This is a genomic window from Ruegeria sp. R13_0 (assembly GCF_017743995.1).
GTDB lineage: Bacteria > Pseudomonadota > Alphaproteobacteria > Rhodobacterales > Rhodobacteraceae > Ruegeria.
The window spans coordinates 224509-240180 of the sequence record NZ_JAGHRB010000005.1; the positions used below are offsets into that span (position 1 = coordinate 224509).

General features: G+C 58.1%; 15 protein-coding genes. 10 read left to right on the forward strand and 5 right to left on the reverse strand.

The annotated features are described in order from the left end of the window. Positions 1-151 precede the first annotated feature (151 nt). Positions 152-760 carry a transposase gene (locus tag J7394_RS08765; RefSeq protein ID WP_209252392.1) on the forward strand — a complete coding sequence of 203 codons (609 nt, stop codon included), beginning with the start codon at positions 152-154 and terminating at the stop codon, positions 758-760. A 437-nt stretch (positions 761-1197) separates the two neighbouring features. On the opposite strand, the gene ettA is transcribed toward J7394_RS08765, so the two are convergent. Next, positions 1198-2865, reverse strand: coding sequence for an energy-dependent translational throttle protein EttA (ettA, locus tag J7394_RS08770; RefSeq protein ID WP_170701426.1), 1668 nt, complete (start codon positions 2863-2865; stop codon positions 1198-1200). 138 nt (positions 2866-3003) lie between these two features. On the opposite strand from ettA, the gene J7394_RS08775 reads away from it, so the two are divergent. The 3 genes from J7394_RS08775 (at position 3004) to dacB (ending at position 5672) form a co-directional block, all read left to right on the forward strand. Next, positions 3004-3474 (forward strand): MOSC domain-containing protein, encoded by a 471-nt coding sequence (locus J7394_RS08775; RefSeq protein WP_209252394.1) that lies wholly within the window; start codon positions 3004-3006, stop codon positions 3472-3474. Between the two features lie 32 nt (positions 3475-3506). Continuing rightward, positions 3507-4127, forward strand: coding sequence for a nicotinate-nucleotide adenylyltransferase (locus tag J7394_RS08780; RefSeq protein ID WP_209252395.1), 621 nt, complete (start codon positions 3507-3509; stop codon positions 4125-4127). A gap of 66 nt (positions 4128-4193) precedes the next feature. Then, positions 4194-5672: a D-alanyl-D-alanine carboxypeptidase/D-alanyl-D-alanine-endopeptidase gene (gene dacB / locus J7394_RS08785; RefSeq protein WP_209252397.1), complete on the forward strand. Its 1479-nt coding sequence runs from the start codon at positions 4194-4196 to the stop codon at positions 5670-5672. 2 nt (positions 5673-5674) lie between these two features. Here dacB and J7394_RS08790 read toward each other — a convergent pair whose 3' ends face one another. Both J7394_RS08790 and J7394_RS08795 read right to left on the reverse strand, forming a co-directional pair. Further along, positions 5675-6097 (reverse strand): tellurite resistance TerB family protein, encoded by a 423-nt coding sequence (locus J7394_RS08790; RefSeq protein ID WP_170721088.1) that lies wholly within the window; start codon positions 6095-6097, stop codon positions 5675-5677. Between the two features lie 79 nt (positions 6098-6176). Further along, on the reverse strand, positions 6177-6644 hold the full coding sequence (locus J7394_RS08795; RefSeq protein WP_247748126.1) for an Lrp/AsnC family transcriptional regulator: 468 nt from the start codon (positions 6642-6644) through the stop codon (positions 6177-6179). A gap of 109 nt (positions 6645-6753) precedes the next feature. Between J7394_RS08795 and phhA the strand changes: the two genes are divergently transcribed. Next, positions 6754-7554 (forward strand): phenylalanine 4-monooxygenase, encoded by an 801-nt coding sequence (gene phhA / locus J7394_RS08800; protein ID WP_209252399.1) that lies wholly within the window; start codon positions 6754-6756, stop codon positions 7552-7554. Between the two features lie 6 nt (positions 7555-7560). Beyond that, complete coding sequence (locus J7394_RS08805) at positions 7561-7914, forward strand: 4a-hydroxytetrahydrobiopterin dehydratase (protein WP_209252401.1); 354 nt, start codon at positions 7561-7563, stop codon at positions 7912-7914. A gap of 127 nt (positions 7915-8041) precedes the next feature. On the opposite strand, the gene J7394_RS08810 is transcribed toward J7394_RS08805, so the two are convergent. After that, the gene (locus J7394_RS08810) at positions 8042-9922 is read right to left on the reverse strand and encodes a cellulase family glycosylhydrolase (protein ID WP_247748127.1); all 1881 of its coding nucleotides are present in this window, start codon (positions 9920-9922) and stop codon (positions 8042-8044) included. Between the two features lie 339 nt (positions 9923-10261). On the opposite strand from J7394_RS08810, the gene J7394_RS08815 reads away from it, so the two are divergent. From J7394_RS08815 to J7394_RS08830, 4 genes are all read left to right on the forward strand, one after another. After that, the gene (locus J7394_RS08815) at positions 10262-11836 is read left to right on the forward strand and encodes a lysine--tRNA ligase (protein ID WP_209252405.1); all 1575 of its coding nucleotides are present in this window, start codon (positions 10262-10264) and stop codon (positions 11834-11836) included. Between the two features lie 48 nt (positions 11837-11884). Beyond that, a complete protein-coding gene (locus J7394_RS08820) occupies positions 11885-12286 on the forward strand; it encodes a DUF4864 domain-containing protein (protein ID WP_170490745.1) in 402 nt (133 codons plus the stop codon). 135 nt (positions 12287-12421) lie between these two features. Beyond that, the gene (locus J7394_RS08825) at positions 12422-14707 is read left to right on the forward strand and encodes a glycosyl hydrolase family 28-related protein (protein WP_209252407.1); all 2286 of its coding nucleotides are present in this window, start codon (positions 12422-12424) and stop codon (positions 14705-14707) included. 111 nt (positions 14708-14818) lie between these two features. Next, positions 14819-15139: an antibiotic biosynthesis monooxygenase gene (locus tag J7394_RS08830; protein ID WP_170462743.1), complete on the forward strand. Its 321-nt coding sequence runs from the start codon at positions 14819-14821 to the stop codon at positions 15137-15139. Positions 15140-15160: 21 nt separating this feature from the next. Here the strand turns inward: J7394_RS08830 and J7394_RS08835 are convergent, their stop codons facing one another. Then, positions 15161-15643, reverse strand: coding sequence for a HugZ family protein (locus tag J7394_RS08835; RefSeq protein WP_209252409.1), 483 nt, complete (start codon positions 15641-15643; stop codon positions 15161-15163). Positions 15644-15672: the final 29 nt, after the last annotated feature.

Sequence of the window (15672 nt, forward strand, 5' to 3'; positions counted from 1 at the left end):
CGGTCTGGATCGAATGACTGAGCGCCGTAGAAGGAGACAGTGGGTCGAAATAGAAAAACGTTAGCCCTTTGGATATGGCATTGGGGCAGGGATGTGGCAAGGGTGGATTTGGTTAACGATTTGGTAGCCATGAGTGCGGCAGTATGCAGGCATGAGCAACTACCGCCGCGTTCGAATCCCCGGAGCCAAGTACTTTTTCACTATCTCTCTGGCCGACAGGTCGTCCGATTTGTTGACGAGAGAAGTGGCGCATTTGCGCGCTGCGTTTGCAGTGACGCAACAAGAGAGGCCGTTCTGGTGTGACGCGTTTGTCGTGTTGCCGGATCATATCCACGCGGTTTGGACGTTGCCGCCCGGAGATTCGAACTATTCGACGCGGTGGGGTGCGATCAAAGCACGTTTCACCATGCGATTGAATGAAGTGAGGCGTAGGCCGGGCTTCAGCCCGGCACCAGTTCCAAAACACCCGCCCATCGTGACTTCTGGCAGATATGCCGGGCTGAAGCCCGGCCTACGGCGCAACAAGCGTGAGGCACCGATTTGGCAGCGCCGATTTTGGGAACATACTATTCGAGACGAACAGGATTACCGCAATCATATGGCTTATTGCTGGGGTAACCCGGTTAAACATGGGTTGGTCGAGCACTCGACCGATTGGCCGTATTCGTCGATCCATCGCGATATCCGTTTGGGTAGAGTTGAACCGGAGTGGAGTTTTAGCTTCGCTACAGGGGCATTTGGGGAGCCGCAGGGTGGGTGATTTCAGCCATCATTTGAATAGCTTGGGCTTGGAGTATTTAGGTGCGACGGATGTAAGGACCTAGCCTTCAGGTGCTACAAGAGCTTCCATTCGCTTTCGATTCTTGCAATCTCGTCGAGCAGTTGAGCCATGAAAGCGTTGCCGCCTTCTCGGCCGTCAGGCCCAACGATAATAGTTCGACCTTGCTCGAGTGACGTCACAAGCTTTTTGTCTAGCTTCGATCTTAGCCGCGAGTATTCATGGGTCGAAGCGAACCCTTGAGGTCCGTTTTGCCGAAGCAGCTCCCTCGCATCCTTGATCAATTGTACCCTGGCCGTGTGACGGAGCCTATGCCGCTCTACGCCCCAGTTTGCCCAAGGAGCAATTATTGACGCCGCCAGACCAGAAACTGAGCCGGTGAGTGCTGCGACAATAATTGTGGTCCAATCCATCTCACTTCACCGCGCAAACTTCTTATGCTTCAACCGCTTGGGCTCCAGCGCGTCCGGTCCAAGCCTCCGCTTTTTGTCCTCTTCGTAGTCCTCGAAGTTGCCCTCGAACCACTCAACATGCGCATCCCCTTCAAAAGCCAGAATATGCGTGCAAATCCGGTCGAGGAAGAAGCGGTCGTGTGAGATGACGACGGCGCAGCCGGCGAAATCGACCAGTGCGTCTTCCAGTGCGCGCAGGGTTTCGACGTCCAGATCGTTGGTCGGTTCGTCGAGGAGCAGGACGTTACCGCCCTCTTTTAGCAGGCGGGCCATGTGGACGCGGTTGCGCTCGCCGCCGGACAGCAGCGAGACCTTCTTTTGCTGGTCGCCGCCCTTGAAGTTGAAGGACGAGCAATAGGCGCGCGAATTGACCTGCGCGTCGCCCAGTTGGATGATCTCGGCGCCGCCGGTGATCGCCTCCCACACGGTGTCGTTGTCAGCAAGGTCGTCGCGGGACTGGTCGACATAGGACAGTTCGACCGTGTCGCCCAGCGTGATGGTGCCGCTGTCGGGCTGTTCCTGGCCGGTCAGCATCTTGAACAAGGTCGATTTACCCGCGCCGTTGGGGCCGATAACACCGACGATGCCGCCGGGGGGCAGGGCGAAGTCCAGCCCTTCGATCAGTTGCTTGTCGCCCATGTGTTTCGACAGGCCTTCGACCTCGATCACCTTACCGCCAAGGCGCTGGCCGTTGGGGATGACGATCTGGGCGCGGGTCAGCTTTTCGCGCTCGGACTGCTCGGCCAGCTCGTTATAGGCGTTGATCCGGGCCTTGGATTTGGCCTGACGCGCCTTCTGGCCCTGACGCATCCATTCCAGTTCGCGCTGCAGGGTCTTCTGCTTGGACTTGTCCTCGCGGGCTTCCTGCTCCAGCCGTTTGGCTTTTTGTTCCAGCCATGCGGAGTAGTTGCCCTCGTATGGAATGCCGCGGCCCCGGTCGAGTTCCAGAATCCAGCCGGTGATGTCATCCAGGAAATAGCGGTCGTGGGTGACGATCAGGATGGTACCCTTGTAGTCGATCAGGTGCTGTTGCAGCCAGGCGATGGTTTCGGCGTCCAAGTGGTTGGTCGGTTCGTCCAGTAGCAGCATGTCGGGCGCTTCCAGCAGCAGCTTGCAGAGCGCCACGCGGCGTTTCTCACCGCCTGAGAGGTTGGCGATGTTGGCATCGTCTGGCGGGCAGCGCAGCGCCTCCATCGAGACGTCGATCTGGCTGTCCAAATCCCACAGGTTTTCCGCGTCGATCGCGTCCTGCAGGGTGGTCATTTCCTCCATCAACTCGTCCGAGTAGTTCTCGGCGATCTCCATGGCGATCTCGTTGAACCGGTCCACCTTGGCCTTTTTCGCGGCGACGCCCAGCATGACGTTTTCGCGGACCGACAGCGTTTCATCCAGCTGCGGTTCCTGCGGCAGATAGCCAACCTTGGCGCCCTCGGCCGCCCATGCCTCACCGGTGAAGTCGGTGTCGAGGCCCGCCATGATCTTCATCAGCGTCGATTTACCCGCGCCGTTGACGCCGACGACACCGATTTTCACGCCGGGCAAAAAGCTCAGGTGGATGTTTTCAAAGCACTTCTTGCCACCGGGATAGGTCTTTGAGACACCCTGCATGTGGTAGACATATTGATAGGCGGCCATGTCGCGTCCTCTGGGTCGGGGAAATTGGGTTGAAACGCTTGATATCCAAGCGGAGCGGGCGGGGCAAGCTGGTGGTTTCGTGATTTTTGCCTAGACCTTGCGTGGGCTAGAGTGGCCAAGGTTTGAAAGGCGCGTGAGATGTCAGAACTTGCGGAATTGATTGCTGGGTGGGCAAAGCCCGGACGGGTCGATTGGATTGGTTTGCGTCCAGCCCGGCGGGCGGAGATCGTCACCTTAGGTGCCGCTATGATTTCCGCTGATGGTTTAGATGGAGATCGCAGTCGAGCGGGCAAGAGGGCGGTGACCTTGATCCAGCAGGAGCATCTGGCAGCGATTGGCTCGTATCTTGGACAAGGGCCGATTGCGCCAGAGGTATTGCGGCGCAATCTGGTGGTTTCGGGGATTAACCTCTCGGCGCTCAAAGGACGCGAAGTGCAGGTGGGTGAGGCGATTTTGCGTTTTACCGTGATCTGTGCGCCCTGCAGTCGGATGGAGGAAGCGCTGGGCAAAGGGGGCTATTCTGCCGTCCGTGGGCTTGGCGGCTGGTGTGCCGAAGTGGTGCGCCCCGGACGCGTTCGGGCGGGCGATGCGGTGCAACCTGTTGATTGACAAGCTGTTGCAGTTCTGAACAACAGCAAAGGATGTTGCGCAGCCAGATACCATATGCTCGGCCCGGACAGGTCATTGGGCTGTTCGGAGGGTCCTTTGATCCTCCGCATCAGGGTCATGTGCATGTCACGCTTGAGGCGATGAAAGCGTTCGGTTTGGATCGTGTGTGGTGGCTGGTCTCTCCGGGTAACCCTCTGAAACAGCGCGGGCCTGCGCCTTTGCCGCGTCGGTTAGAGGCTGCGCAGGCGGTGATGCAGCACCCTCGGGTGGACGTTACGGATATCGAGGCGCTGACGGGTACGCGGGCGACAGCGGATACTCTGGTGGCCCTCCGGCGGCTCTATCCTCAGGTTCGGTTCGTCTGGATCATGGGGGCCGACAATCTGGCGCAGTTTCATCGGTGGAAAGACTGGCGGCAGATCATGGATAGCGTCCCCGTGGGGGTCGTAGCGCGACCGGGGGATCGGATTTCCGCACGGATGTCGCCAGCGGCGCGGGTTTATGCGCCCTACAGGATTGACGGGCAGGCGCGGCATTTATTGGGACGCGCGCAGGCGCCAGCATGGTGTTTCGTGAACGTGCCGATGGTAAATCTCAGTTCAACTGATCTTCGCAATCGCGGCATCTGGGCAAACGGAGTGTTGCCCGAATAGCCACATTGCCTGCATATTCTCATGCAATGGTTGTCCAAATTTCATCTCTGGGATTTTAATTGACCCATGGTTGATCGTATTTCACGACGTTTGTTTCTTGGAGGGTTGAGCGCAGCTGCGATCCCTGCGACTGCCATGGCGCAGGCCCCCTTGGTGTCCTTGCGGCCTCAGGCCCGAGGGCCTCAGCTGACCGGGGCCGAGCGGTTCGTGCGGGCAGCCGGGCTGCGGGGCGATGTGATCTTTGCAGTGGCAGATGTTGAGACAGGCACTCAGCTTGAGGAGTTGGGGGGGGAGGCCGGGTTGCCTCCGGCCAGTGTGGGCAAGGCGCTGACCGCGCTCTATGCGTTAGACGTACTGGGGCCGGATCATCGCTTTGAGACCAAGCTTCTGGCGGATGGTCCAATTGAGAATGGCATTCTAAAGGGCGATTTGATCCTTGTCGGTGGCGGCGACCCTCTTTTGGACACGGATGCATTGGCAAGCATGGCGGCCAATCTGCGCGAGGCCGGGGTGACAGAAGTGCGCGGGGCGTTCAAGGTCTATGACGGAGCCTTGCCCTATGTGTTCAGCATCGACCCCGGGCAACCGGATCATCTGGGCTATAGCCCGGCGATCAGTGGAATTTCTTTGAACTTCAACCGCGTTCATTTCGAATGGAAGCGGGCCGGGACGAGTTACAATGTCACGATGGATGCGCGCAGCGCCAAGTACCGCCCGGATGTCGATATGGCTGTGATGCGGGTCGAACCGCGCAGCCTGCCGATCTACACCTATCAACCCAGCGCACGTCAGGACCGCTGGACCGTGGCCAAAGGCGCGCTGGGCAATGGTGGCGCACGCTGGTTGCCTGTTCGAAAACCAGCACTTTATGCGGGCGATGTGTTTCGCACGCTTGCCCGCTCAAACGGGGTTGTTCTGGGTCGGGTGCAAGTCACGCAGGAAACCCCGCAGGGCACTGCGTTGGTTGTGCATCAGAGTGACCGGTTAGAGAGCATCCTGCGCGGGATGCTGAAATACTCGACCAATCTGACTGCAGAAATGGTTGGTATGGCGGCGACTAAAGCACGCGGGGTCAGGCCGCGTGATCTGGCGGACTCAGCGGCAGAAATGAACCGCTGGGCGGCTGAGAGCTATGGGGCCAGCCAAATCGCCATGGTGGATCATTCGGGCCTGGGTGATGCGTCCCGCATGCCTCCGGGTGATCTGGTGAAAGCGCTTGTTGCGGCGCGCAAAACCGGGGCGTTGCGGCCCTTGCTCAAGCCTTTCACGCTGACCGATAGTCAGGGACGGGCGGTCAAGGATCATCCCATCAAGGTGAGTGCAAAAACCGGAACGCTGAACTTCGTCTCAGGTCTGGGCGGGTTTCTGACCACGGCTGACGGGTCCGAGCTGGCCTTTGCGATTTTTACGGCAGATGTGGACCACCGCGCCACGATCCCGCGCGAACAACGCGAGCGACCAGAAGGCGCGCGCAGTTGGAACCGCCGGTCGCGCAAGCTTCAGCGGGCGTTGATTGAACGTTGGGGGTCTCTCTACGGCAGTTGAACCTAAATCGTGTGGCGCGCGCGGGCACCGCGCTCAATCGCGGCGGCGTGCAGGCGGTCGATGTTCAGCTCGTACCGGATTTCTTCCAGCAAACGCAGCTCGGTTTCGGCTAGCGAGCCGTCTGCGGCGGCCACGTCGCAGGCCAGCGCATAGGCGGTTTCATTCAGGCGTTCTGGCAAGTTATCACGGATCAGGCCGAACAGGGCGTCCAATCCATCTTCCTGCTCGAACAGGTCGAACACGATTTGCGAAACCCGGCGGGTGCGGTCGATGTCATAGCCCGCAAAAACAGGCAGCATATTCACCGCACCTTCGATCTTGACCAGTTCGGCGGTGCGGATCGTCTCATCCGACGCCGAGATCGCAACCATGATCGCCACAAGGCAATCTTGCGGAGACATTGGGTGTGGTACTTGATCGGTCATTGGGTCGTCCTGAGTCATTTGCTGCCGTCGCACGATAGGAGGGCTGGCTGGCAGGTTCAACGGCTTTTGCGGGCGCGTGTCAGAGAATTGGCAGTGGTCCCCGCGTTTTGGTCTGGCGCAGCACGAAGTTGCTGCGGGTGTCACGGACCAGACCTGACTTCAGAAGGTGCTGCATGATGAAAAGCTCAAGATCTTCGGGCGATTTGGCGTAGACCTTGAGGAGGAAGTCATGATCTCCGGTAATCGACGCGCATTCTACGATCTGAGGCTCCGTCTCTACCAGCCGGAGGAAGGCGTTGATGCTGTCTTCCTGATGGCTCTGCAATGCGACGTGGATATAGGCAATGGCGTTCAGTCCGACAGACTTGGCGCGGACCTGCGCAGTGTAGCCCGATACAACGCCTGAGGCCTCAAGATCTCGCACCCGACGCCAGCATTGCGAGGCAGACAGGCCCGTGCGGTCTGCAAGCTCCTGCATCGATAGTCGGCCATCGGTTTGCAGCTGTTGCAGGATGGCCAGATCAGCAGGTTGAAATGTTTGTGTCAATTTCTCTCCAGATGCAAAATGAATACTTCAACTTTAGTCGATTTCTCCATCCAGAGAAACTGAATTCGCCATCTCCCTTGAATAGAATGTCTGCGAAGGGGAGGAGAAGATGCCGAAATCAACGAAATACCGCGCTAAAATCGCCGATGAGCAGGGCCATATTGCGTATACGGCTGAAGAGGATGCCGTTTGGGCCGATCTCTATGCGGCGCAGCAGGACAACGTACAGAAATATATGGCGCGTGACTATCTCGACGGCCTGAAACGGTTGGAGTTGCCGAAGACCCGGGTGCCCTCCTGCAAGGATATCTCGGAACGTTTGTTGGACCTGACCGGATGGCGGGTGCAGCCCGTGCCAGCGCTGATCGGGTTTGAAACCTTCTTCGGGATGCTGGCCGACAGGTTGTTTCCGGCAGCGTCCTTTATCCGCTCACGCGAGGATTTCGATTATATTGAAGAGCCGGACATCTTCCATGAGATCTTTGGGCATACGCCCTTGCTCAGCGATCCCAGATTCGCGGCGTTCAGTCAGGCCATTGGTAAGGCCGGGGTGCAGGCGGGGCCAAAGGACTATGCCTGGCTGATCCGGCTGTATTGGTTCTCGATCGAGTTCGGGTTACGGTGGCAAGACGGTGAGATCAAAGCGCTTGGATCGGGGCTGGCGTCCTCGCCCACTGAACTTGTCTATGCGGTCGAAAGCGATATTCCGGATCGGGACCCGTTTGACGTGCTGACGATCCTGCGCACTCCTTACCGGATCGACATGCACCAGATGGGCTACTTTGTTCTGCAAGACCCCGAGGCGCTTTTCGCCGCGGCTGACAGGAACCTGTTGGCAGATGTAAAGCAGGCGCAGTCGCTTGGATTGTTGCCCAACAAGTTCCCGCCTAAAGCAACAGCAGCGGAGTGATCGAAAATGACCACAACAGGACAAACCTGCAACTTGTCAGACCGCACTTGTGTGCCTTGTTCCGGCGGCATTCCAGCCCTGACCGCAGACGAGGCGAATGCTCATATGGGTGAGCTGTCATCGGAATGGGCTTTGAATGCCGGGTCGACCGAACTAAGCCGTCACTTCGCGTTCAAGGGTTTCGCCAAGGCCGCATACCTGGCCAATCTCTGTGCATGGCTGGCGGATCAGCAGGGCCACCATCCCGATATCTCGTTCGGCTGGGGCTATGTCGATGTCAGGCTGACGACCCACGAAATCGGCGGGCTCAGCGAGAATGACTTTATCTGGGCGGCGAAACTGGACCAGTTGACCGGTTAAATCGGCCTCGGCCCTAAGAAAAAAACCGTGCTTTTTTGTTTCATACTGCACCGACACAACAGGAGGGGGCGTTGGGAGGTCCAATTGGAATGTGGTTGCGCGCGGGTTTCATGCTGCCCCCAGATTTCTATTCGAGATAAAACCAGTTCCCGGTGCCCAATTTTTCAAGGTCAATGACATGCACCCCGTCCTGAAAACTGTGTGCTCCCAGGGCGGCTTTTCTCTGGTCGGGGAAGCGAAGCGTCAGCTCAGGCGGTGCTTTAATCTGAAGCCGTCCGACTAAGGGCTCGATCCGGAAGGAGAGTTCTTCCGGAACTGCGCGGCCGGCCAATGAGACCAGAATGCGTCCTGAAGTTGTGATCTCTTCATCATCAAGGCTTTGGACAACGACAGCTGCTGTTGGGTTCTCGACCTCGAAAGCCACATTCGTGGTGGCGACCGTTTTGTCCGAAAGGTGTCCTGCGGCGGCCTGGGTCTTGGCCGTGTCAATGACAATCAGGCCATCGTTGAATGCCCGATAAAAATCACCGGTATCCGCCGCAACGGTTTGAGCGTCCGGTTCCAGGTAAGAGCGCTCGGTATCGAGTATTTCATATGGCTGCCCCTCCAGGACCGAGGCGTGCAGCCAAGGCAGTGCCGGCGTGTCCGGCATACATGTGACCAATCTGCTTTGCTCGACTATTGTTCGTATCCCGACCGAGGATGCCGGCGTTATCGAACTGCCAAAAAAGGCCTCGTGATCGGGGCAAAGGGCATAGGTCTTTTCCGCAAGGCGCACATGGCCCCGTCGATAGAGAAGAGCGGCCGCAGGCATCATGGCCATCATCGCGGGGTCTTCGGCCATGCTCCAGTTGGTGGGGCGAAGCGGGCCATTCAAGGGCTGCTGCGCGTAGCCATAGACGATGGGGGCATCCCACCCCTGATGGGCGGCGCGTACGGCGACGTTAAGCGGTGCAATAAACCTGTCGTCGCTGGGAAATTCGCCAATGTTCCACTCGGAAACGCTGAACGGCATTCCGACCACCTGTCCAATGGCCAGCCAATCCAGAAAGCCGGGCTGCGTTCTTGGGTCGTAAAAAACTTCGCCTGAGCTTCCATAGCTATGCCCGTCAACCATGGAGCCGCGCGTGAGAGAGGGCAGCCCGGCGACCGACATACCCCCCCAAAGGCTGGTTGTGGTGATCAGACCCTCAAACCCGGTGGCTTCGATATTCTCGATCATTCGGTCATTGAAGCGGCGTTCAAGTTCGTTCAGGAACAGCTTGGACGGCCCGTGTAGCCAGGATCGCCAGGTGAGTTCCGGGTCAAGGCCTTTTTCAACGGCAAATTCGCGCGCGGCCTCCATATAGACAGCGTTGTGCCGAGGGACGTTCTTGTCTGGCAGCAGCGCATTTCCAAAGTGGTGTGTCAGATCATTTTCGTTCGTGATCATAACGGCGATGACCGCAGGATCTTCTGCGTATGACAACCCGGTTATCTTGTTGATGTGTCGTAGATACTTGTCCTGAAATTCAAGCATCAGCGCTTCGATACTGGGTGAAATGTAGCTGAATCCCTTGACGCGAATCGAGGTCTCACCCTTGGCGATCTCTTCGAAATCCTCGATCCCGTCTTCGGGTGTAAAGCTGCGACCGACATGAAGGTCGAGCCAGATGTAAAGGCCCTCGGCCTCTAGTGCGGCGATCCATTGGTCTAGTTTTTTCAATGAGAAGGCATCAAGCTTGCGGGTTGTCTGCGCTTCGCTGCCAAAGATATTGGGTTGCACCCAATGCGAGTCGTGGTGGTGGATGCGCACCAGATTGAAGCCCAACCGAGAAAGGCGTTGGGCATGAGCCCGCATGAAACGAGGTTCGGTCGTGAACAGCGCATAGGCTTGAAGGTTCGCCCCCCAAAATCGGGCCGGGGTACCATCCGCGAAGAAAAGCTCATCGCCGACGGCCTGTATCTTACCGTGACGGCCGGCAGGCCGGTGGTTCAATGCACTTAAGTCGGGAATGGGGGTTTCCAACCGCAACGCCCCTCTCGGCCAAGTCTGTACATCTTCGCTTGACTGCGAAGTTGCCGATCTAGGTCCTGATGCGATGCTAACCACTAGGATGAGCAAAAAAGCAAAGATATCTGGGCGGTTCATCAGGCACCTCGTGCTTGTGCAGTGTATCTTCTATGAACGTTACCGCGTTGCCCAGGAATTCGAAATGGTTCAGTGCACTGAGTTTAGGCATATTTGCAGGTGGCGGCGCTAGAAAAACCCCTCGCTTTTATTGACTCATGCTGCACCGGCACAATAGGAGGGGCCGGTCGGTTGCATGGGGTGACCGGCGCTGTTTTTCCCGATGGAGCAAATCTGATGTCTGAACTGCGTGAAACCGCAATGTCGTCCAAGGCCTGGCCTTTCGAAGAGGCGCGCCGGTTGCTCAAACGCTATCAGAAGAACGCTCCGGAGAAGGGGTTTGTACTGTTCGAGACGGGCTATGGCCCCTCGGGCCTGCCACATATCGGCACCTTTGGGGAAGTCGCGCGGACCACAATGGTCAAGCGCGCGTTCGAGGCCCTATCGGATATCCCGACGAAACTGATCTGTTTCTCGGACGATCTGGACGGCATGCGCAAAGTGCCCAGCAACGTGCCGAACCCGGAGATTCTGGAGCAGCACCTGCAGCGTCCGCTGACTTCGGTTCCCGATCCATTCGGTGAATACGAAAGCTTTGGGGCGCACAACAACGCTATGCTACGCCGATTCCTCGACACCTTTGGGTTCGAGTATGAGTTCTATTCGGCCAAGGAATTCTACGAGTCCGGACAGTTTGACGAGATCCTAAAGCGTGCTGTCGAACGTTATGACGAGATCATGGCGATCATGCTGAAAAGTCTCCGCGAAGAACGGCAGCAAACTTATTCGATCTTCCTGCCTCTGCATCCAGAAAGTGGGCGGGTGATGTATGTGCCGATGAAAAAGGTCTGTGCCGAGACCTACACCGTGACCTTTGATGATGAGACGGGCAAGGAATGGACCGTTCCCGTGACTGGCGGCAATGTAAAGCTGCAGTGGAAGCCGGACTTTGGCGCGCGCTGGGCTGCGCTGGGCGTCGATTTCGAAATGTACGGCAAGGAGCACGCCACCAACGAAAAGATCTATGACGCGATCTGCCGTGCTTTGGGCGGTCGTGCGCCCGAGCATTTCTCGTATGAGCTGTTTTTGGATGAAAACGGCCAGAAGATCTCGAAATCGTCCGGCAATGGCGTTTCGATTGACGAATGGCTGACCTATGCGCCGACAGAAAGCCTGTCGTATTTCATGTATCAAAAGCCCAAAACGGCCAAACGGATGCATTTCGACGTCATCCCCAAAGCCTATGATGAATACCATCAGCAGTTGCGGGCCTATCCGGGGCAGGATCTGAAGGCGCAGTTGAACAATCCGGTCTGGCATATTCATGGCGGTGATGTCCCGGAATCGACCCTGATTGTGCCGTTTGCCATGTTGCTGAACCTCGCTTCGGTTTCAGGGGCCGAAGACAAGGAGGCGCTGTGGGGCTTCATTCGCCGTTACGCGCCTGAGGCGACTGCAGAAAGCCACCCCGATCTGGACTTGGCGGCGGGTTTTGCTTTGCGCTACTTCAACGATTTCGTCAAACCAACGCGCAAGCACCGCGCCCCGACGGATCAAGAGCGCGAAGCGCTGGAGGCGCTCAAGGCCGCGCTTGAGGCCTATGACGGCCCTGCCGAGGATGAGGCGCTGCAATCGGTGGTCTATTCCATCGGCCGTGAGCGGTTTGACCCGATGCGTGGCTGGTTCACCGCCCTCTACGAGGTGCTGTTGGGGGCCTCGCAAGGCCCGCGTTTTGGTGGCTTCATTGCCCTCTACGGCGTGCCGGAAACGATCGCGCTGATCGACAAGGCCTTGGCCGGAGAGCTGGTCTGATTTGACCTGATCCCGCATGGGGCTACCGTTCCGTCAGGAGGTAGCCCTATGCGTCGTTTACTGCTTGCCCTGTCCCTGAGTGCTGGTCTGGCCTCGGGTGCGTTTGCCCAAAGCGCCGAGATCGAGGCCAATATCGCGGCCCAGATTCAGGCCTTCAAAGCGGATGATTTCGCCACGGCCTTTACCTTTGCCAGCCCCAATATCCAGCGTCTCTTCGGAAACCCGGACAATTTCGGAGCGATGGTGCGCAATGGCTATCCCATGGTCTGGCGTCCCTCTGATGTGCGGTTTCTGGAATTGCGCGAGGTCGCAGGCGCGTTGTGGCAAAAGGTCATGATTACAGATGGCGACGGCGCGGTTCACATTCTCGACTATCAGATGATCCAGCAGGAGAATGGCTGGAAGATCAACGGCGTGCAGCTTCTTGGGCGCGCCGACCCCGCAGCCTGATGCAACACCACCGTCACGGTCGCATGAGTGGCGGTTAATCCCTTTTTGATACTCAAACTGTCGCGTTCGGGATGGACCTGAACACGGCGTTTGAACGTGCTGCCATTGGGCCGCGCGACGAGGAAAGGGATTTCTATGAACAAGGCAATCACCGACGGCATTGTGTTCATGCCGCCTGCTTTCGAAAACGGTTTGGGTGTGTGGTCTGCGGGCGATGGTACGCCGGGCTCACCGACCTATGATGGCTCGGGCACCGGGGCATTTGTGCCGTCGGATGCGGATTTTGGCGGCTGTCTTGAGATCCTGAAGATTAACAGCCCGCAGCAGTTGCGCTACATGGGCCAGACCCAGATCCTGCCGGGGTGCTATTTGCAGATCAAGGCGCGGGTCAAAGCAATCAGTGGCCCTCTGCCCGAGGTGCGGATCGCCGCTTGGGCCGGTGCAGCAGGCGACACCAATCTGACGGGGGTCATCGAGCAAGGCCCAGCCACCCAGCTGACAAGTTACGGCGCGGTGACCGAGATCACCGCGATTGTGGGCACCGGGCGACGTCCGGGTGTGGATATGGCTTGGGGTGTCAGTGCGCTCTACGGTCATTTCGGCATTGATATCGAGGGCGCCAACGGGGCGGTCATCCGCGTCGATGATTTGGAGATCACAGATGTCACCGGTGTGTTTCTGCGTGAGATCATCAGCCGCGTCGATGTGCGCGACTATGGTGCTGTGGGCGACGGCATTGCCGACGACTCGGCCGCGTTCGAGGCAGCGGATCAGGCCGCTGGAGGCCGGCGCATTTTTGTGCCCCAAGGCACCTATCGTCTGGCCGAGAATACCACCCTGTCTTCTGAGGTCGAGTTTGAGGGCACGGTCACGATGCCCGACGACAAGATGCTTCTGCTGCTGAAAAACTATGACCTGCCCGCCTATATTGCCGCGTTCGGGAATGAAGAGCTGGCCTTCAAGAAGGCGTTTCAGGCGCTGTTGAACAACTCGGACCATGAATCGCTGGATCTGGGCGGGCGCAAGATCGAAGTGACGGCCCCAATCGACATGTTTGCTGCCGTTCCCAACAGGCCGGGGTTTTCTACTCGTCGTGTCATCCGCAACGGTCAGTTCGATGTTAAAAGCAGCTCGGCCTGGGATACCGAAACCTTCACCTCGGTCGCGACTTATGATCCGGCGGATTCGACCCGTCTGACCAATGTGGCCAACGTGGCGAACATCCCAATCGGTTCGCTGGTTCAGGGCAGCGGCGTCGGGCGCGAGATTTACGTGCGCGGCAAGGATGAAAGCGCCGGAGAGCTGACGCTGAACGCACCGATGTATGACGCGGCAGGCACCCAGACCTTCACTTTCGTGTCCTTCAAATACTTGCTGGATTTCGGCAATTTCGGAGTGTTGCGCAAGTTCGGGATGGAACAGATCGAGTTCCAGTGCAACGGCCGCTGCAGCGCCATCCGTCTGGCACCTGCGGGCAGCACGTTCTCATTGTCGGATTGTTTCATCAGCCGTCCGTTGGATCGCGGCATCACCTCGATCGGCACAGGCTGTAAGGGGATGTTGATCGACAATTGTCAGTTCCTGTCCTCGGAAGAGTCCTTCATCGTCCCGGATCGCAAGTCGATTGCGCTGAACACCACCTCGAACGACGTGAAGATCCGCCACAACCGGGCGGTGCGCTTCAAGCATTTTGCGGTTATCGGCGGCGACAACAACATGATCCTTGGTAACCACTTTTTCCAGGGCGACAGTATTCCGCAAGGGGTGCGAACCGCAGGGCTGATCATGATCGGGACCTATAACAGCTCGACCATCGCCGAGAACTACGTGGACAATTGCTTTGTGCAATGGACGAACGAGCGTGACACGACGCCCGCCTATGTCTCGGGCTATTCCTTCAGCGCCATGAGTATCACCGACAATATCTTCTATTCCAGCGAGGCGCCGCCCTGGTTCAGCTATATCGTGATCCGCCCGTACGGTCCGGGGCATTTTCTGAACGGGCTGGCGGTGACCGGCAACAAGTTCCGCTCGAACGGGACGGACCTTGAGCGTGCCGACCGGGTGGATACGTCCTTTGCGGATCTGGATGCGGATCAGCACATCAACGTCACGTTCAGCAACAACACCTATCACGGGATCGACGCCAAGGTGGAAAACCCGCTGCGGGTGCGGCACAGCCAGAACTCGGCCTCGCAGGTCTGGACCATCGACTCGGATGGTCGGTTGCCGTTTGGCTCCAAGGCGCGCAGTTGCGATGCGGTCGCGGTTCTGGGGCCGCTCAGAACGGCGCTGGGGTCGGTGCGCTATTCCTTTCCCTATGCCGATGTCGAACAGGGCAGCAATGGCGATGCCGTCCAATTGCGCTGGGCCGAAAGCCTGAGCGGCGATGTCTCGGTACAGATGCGTCTGGAAGAGTAACGATACCTGCAAGCCGCCCCTTTACCGGGGCGGCTTCGCTTTAGGTTGCAGGAAAGACGAGACGTTTGGGAATCCTGTGCTAGGCTGAGGGTAAGCCAAAGGAGGACTCAGATGCCGACCATAGCCAAAACCGCCAGCGTTCAGACCGTTATCACGACATTTGAGATGACACCCGGCACCTGTCAGGACTTGCTTGAGGCGCTGACGGATGCCTATTCCGAATTCATCTCAAAACAGCCCGGATTCGTATCGGCCGGCCTGCATGTCAACGACGCCCAGACCCGGATCGCCAATTATTCGCAATGGGAGCGGCGCGAGGATTTTCTGGCCATGCTACGCACCCCGGAAATGCGCGACCGCAACCGCAAAATCAACGAACTATGCAAGAGTTTCGAGCCGGTCATGTATGACGTCGCTGAGACTTTCAATTAACGCAGGTCCCGTGTCCCGGTGTCAGATGTCTGTAGCTTCGACGCGGTAAACTTTGCCAAACCCGCCGTTCAGCAGCCCATCTTCAATCTCAAAGCGGACAAAGCTGAAATCGGCGAAATCTGCATAGAGTTTAGCCTTGGGGCGCAGTGACAGATACCTTTGGCGGAGGTCGTCATGATCCGCCGTTCCCCTTGCAACCAAACGAGCCGTCGCGTGTAAGGTCAGCCGAGGATGCGTCAGCGGATCCCCCTTAGGGCCTGGATCCCCGATCAGAAGGGCGCAGGCCGGGTTGTTCTGTAGCGCCCGGCTATGATCCGATAGGCTTGAAATCAGCGAGATCGGCTGCCCCTTGGCATCTGTCGCCAGCGCAATCCGCGATACGGATGGCACAGTGGTACCCGGCCTCAGAACGGCAAGCGCAGCATGAGTCGCCCCCTCCATCAAGTCGCGGATCAGGCCCCGGGCGGTGTCGTCCAGCGGTTGGTAGGGGTCTTTGGTTGGCATTTTGCCTCGCATTGGTAAGCGTGAGGGTA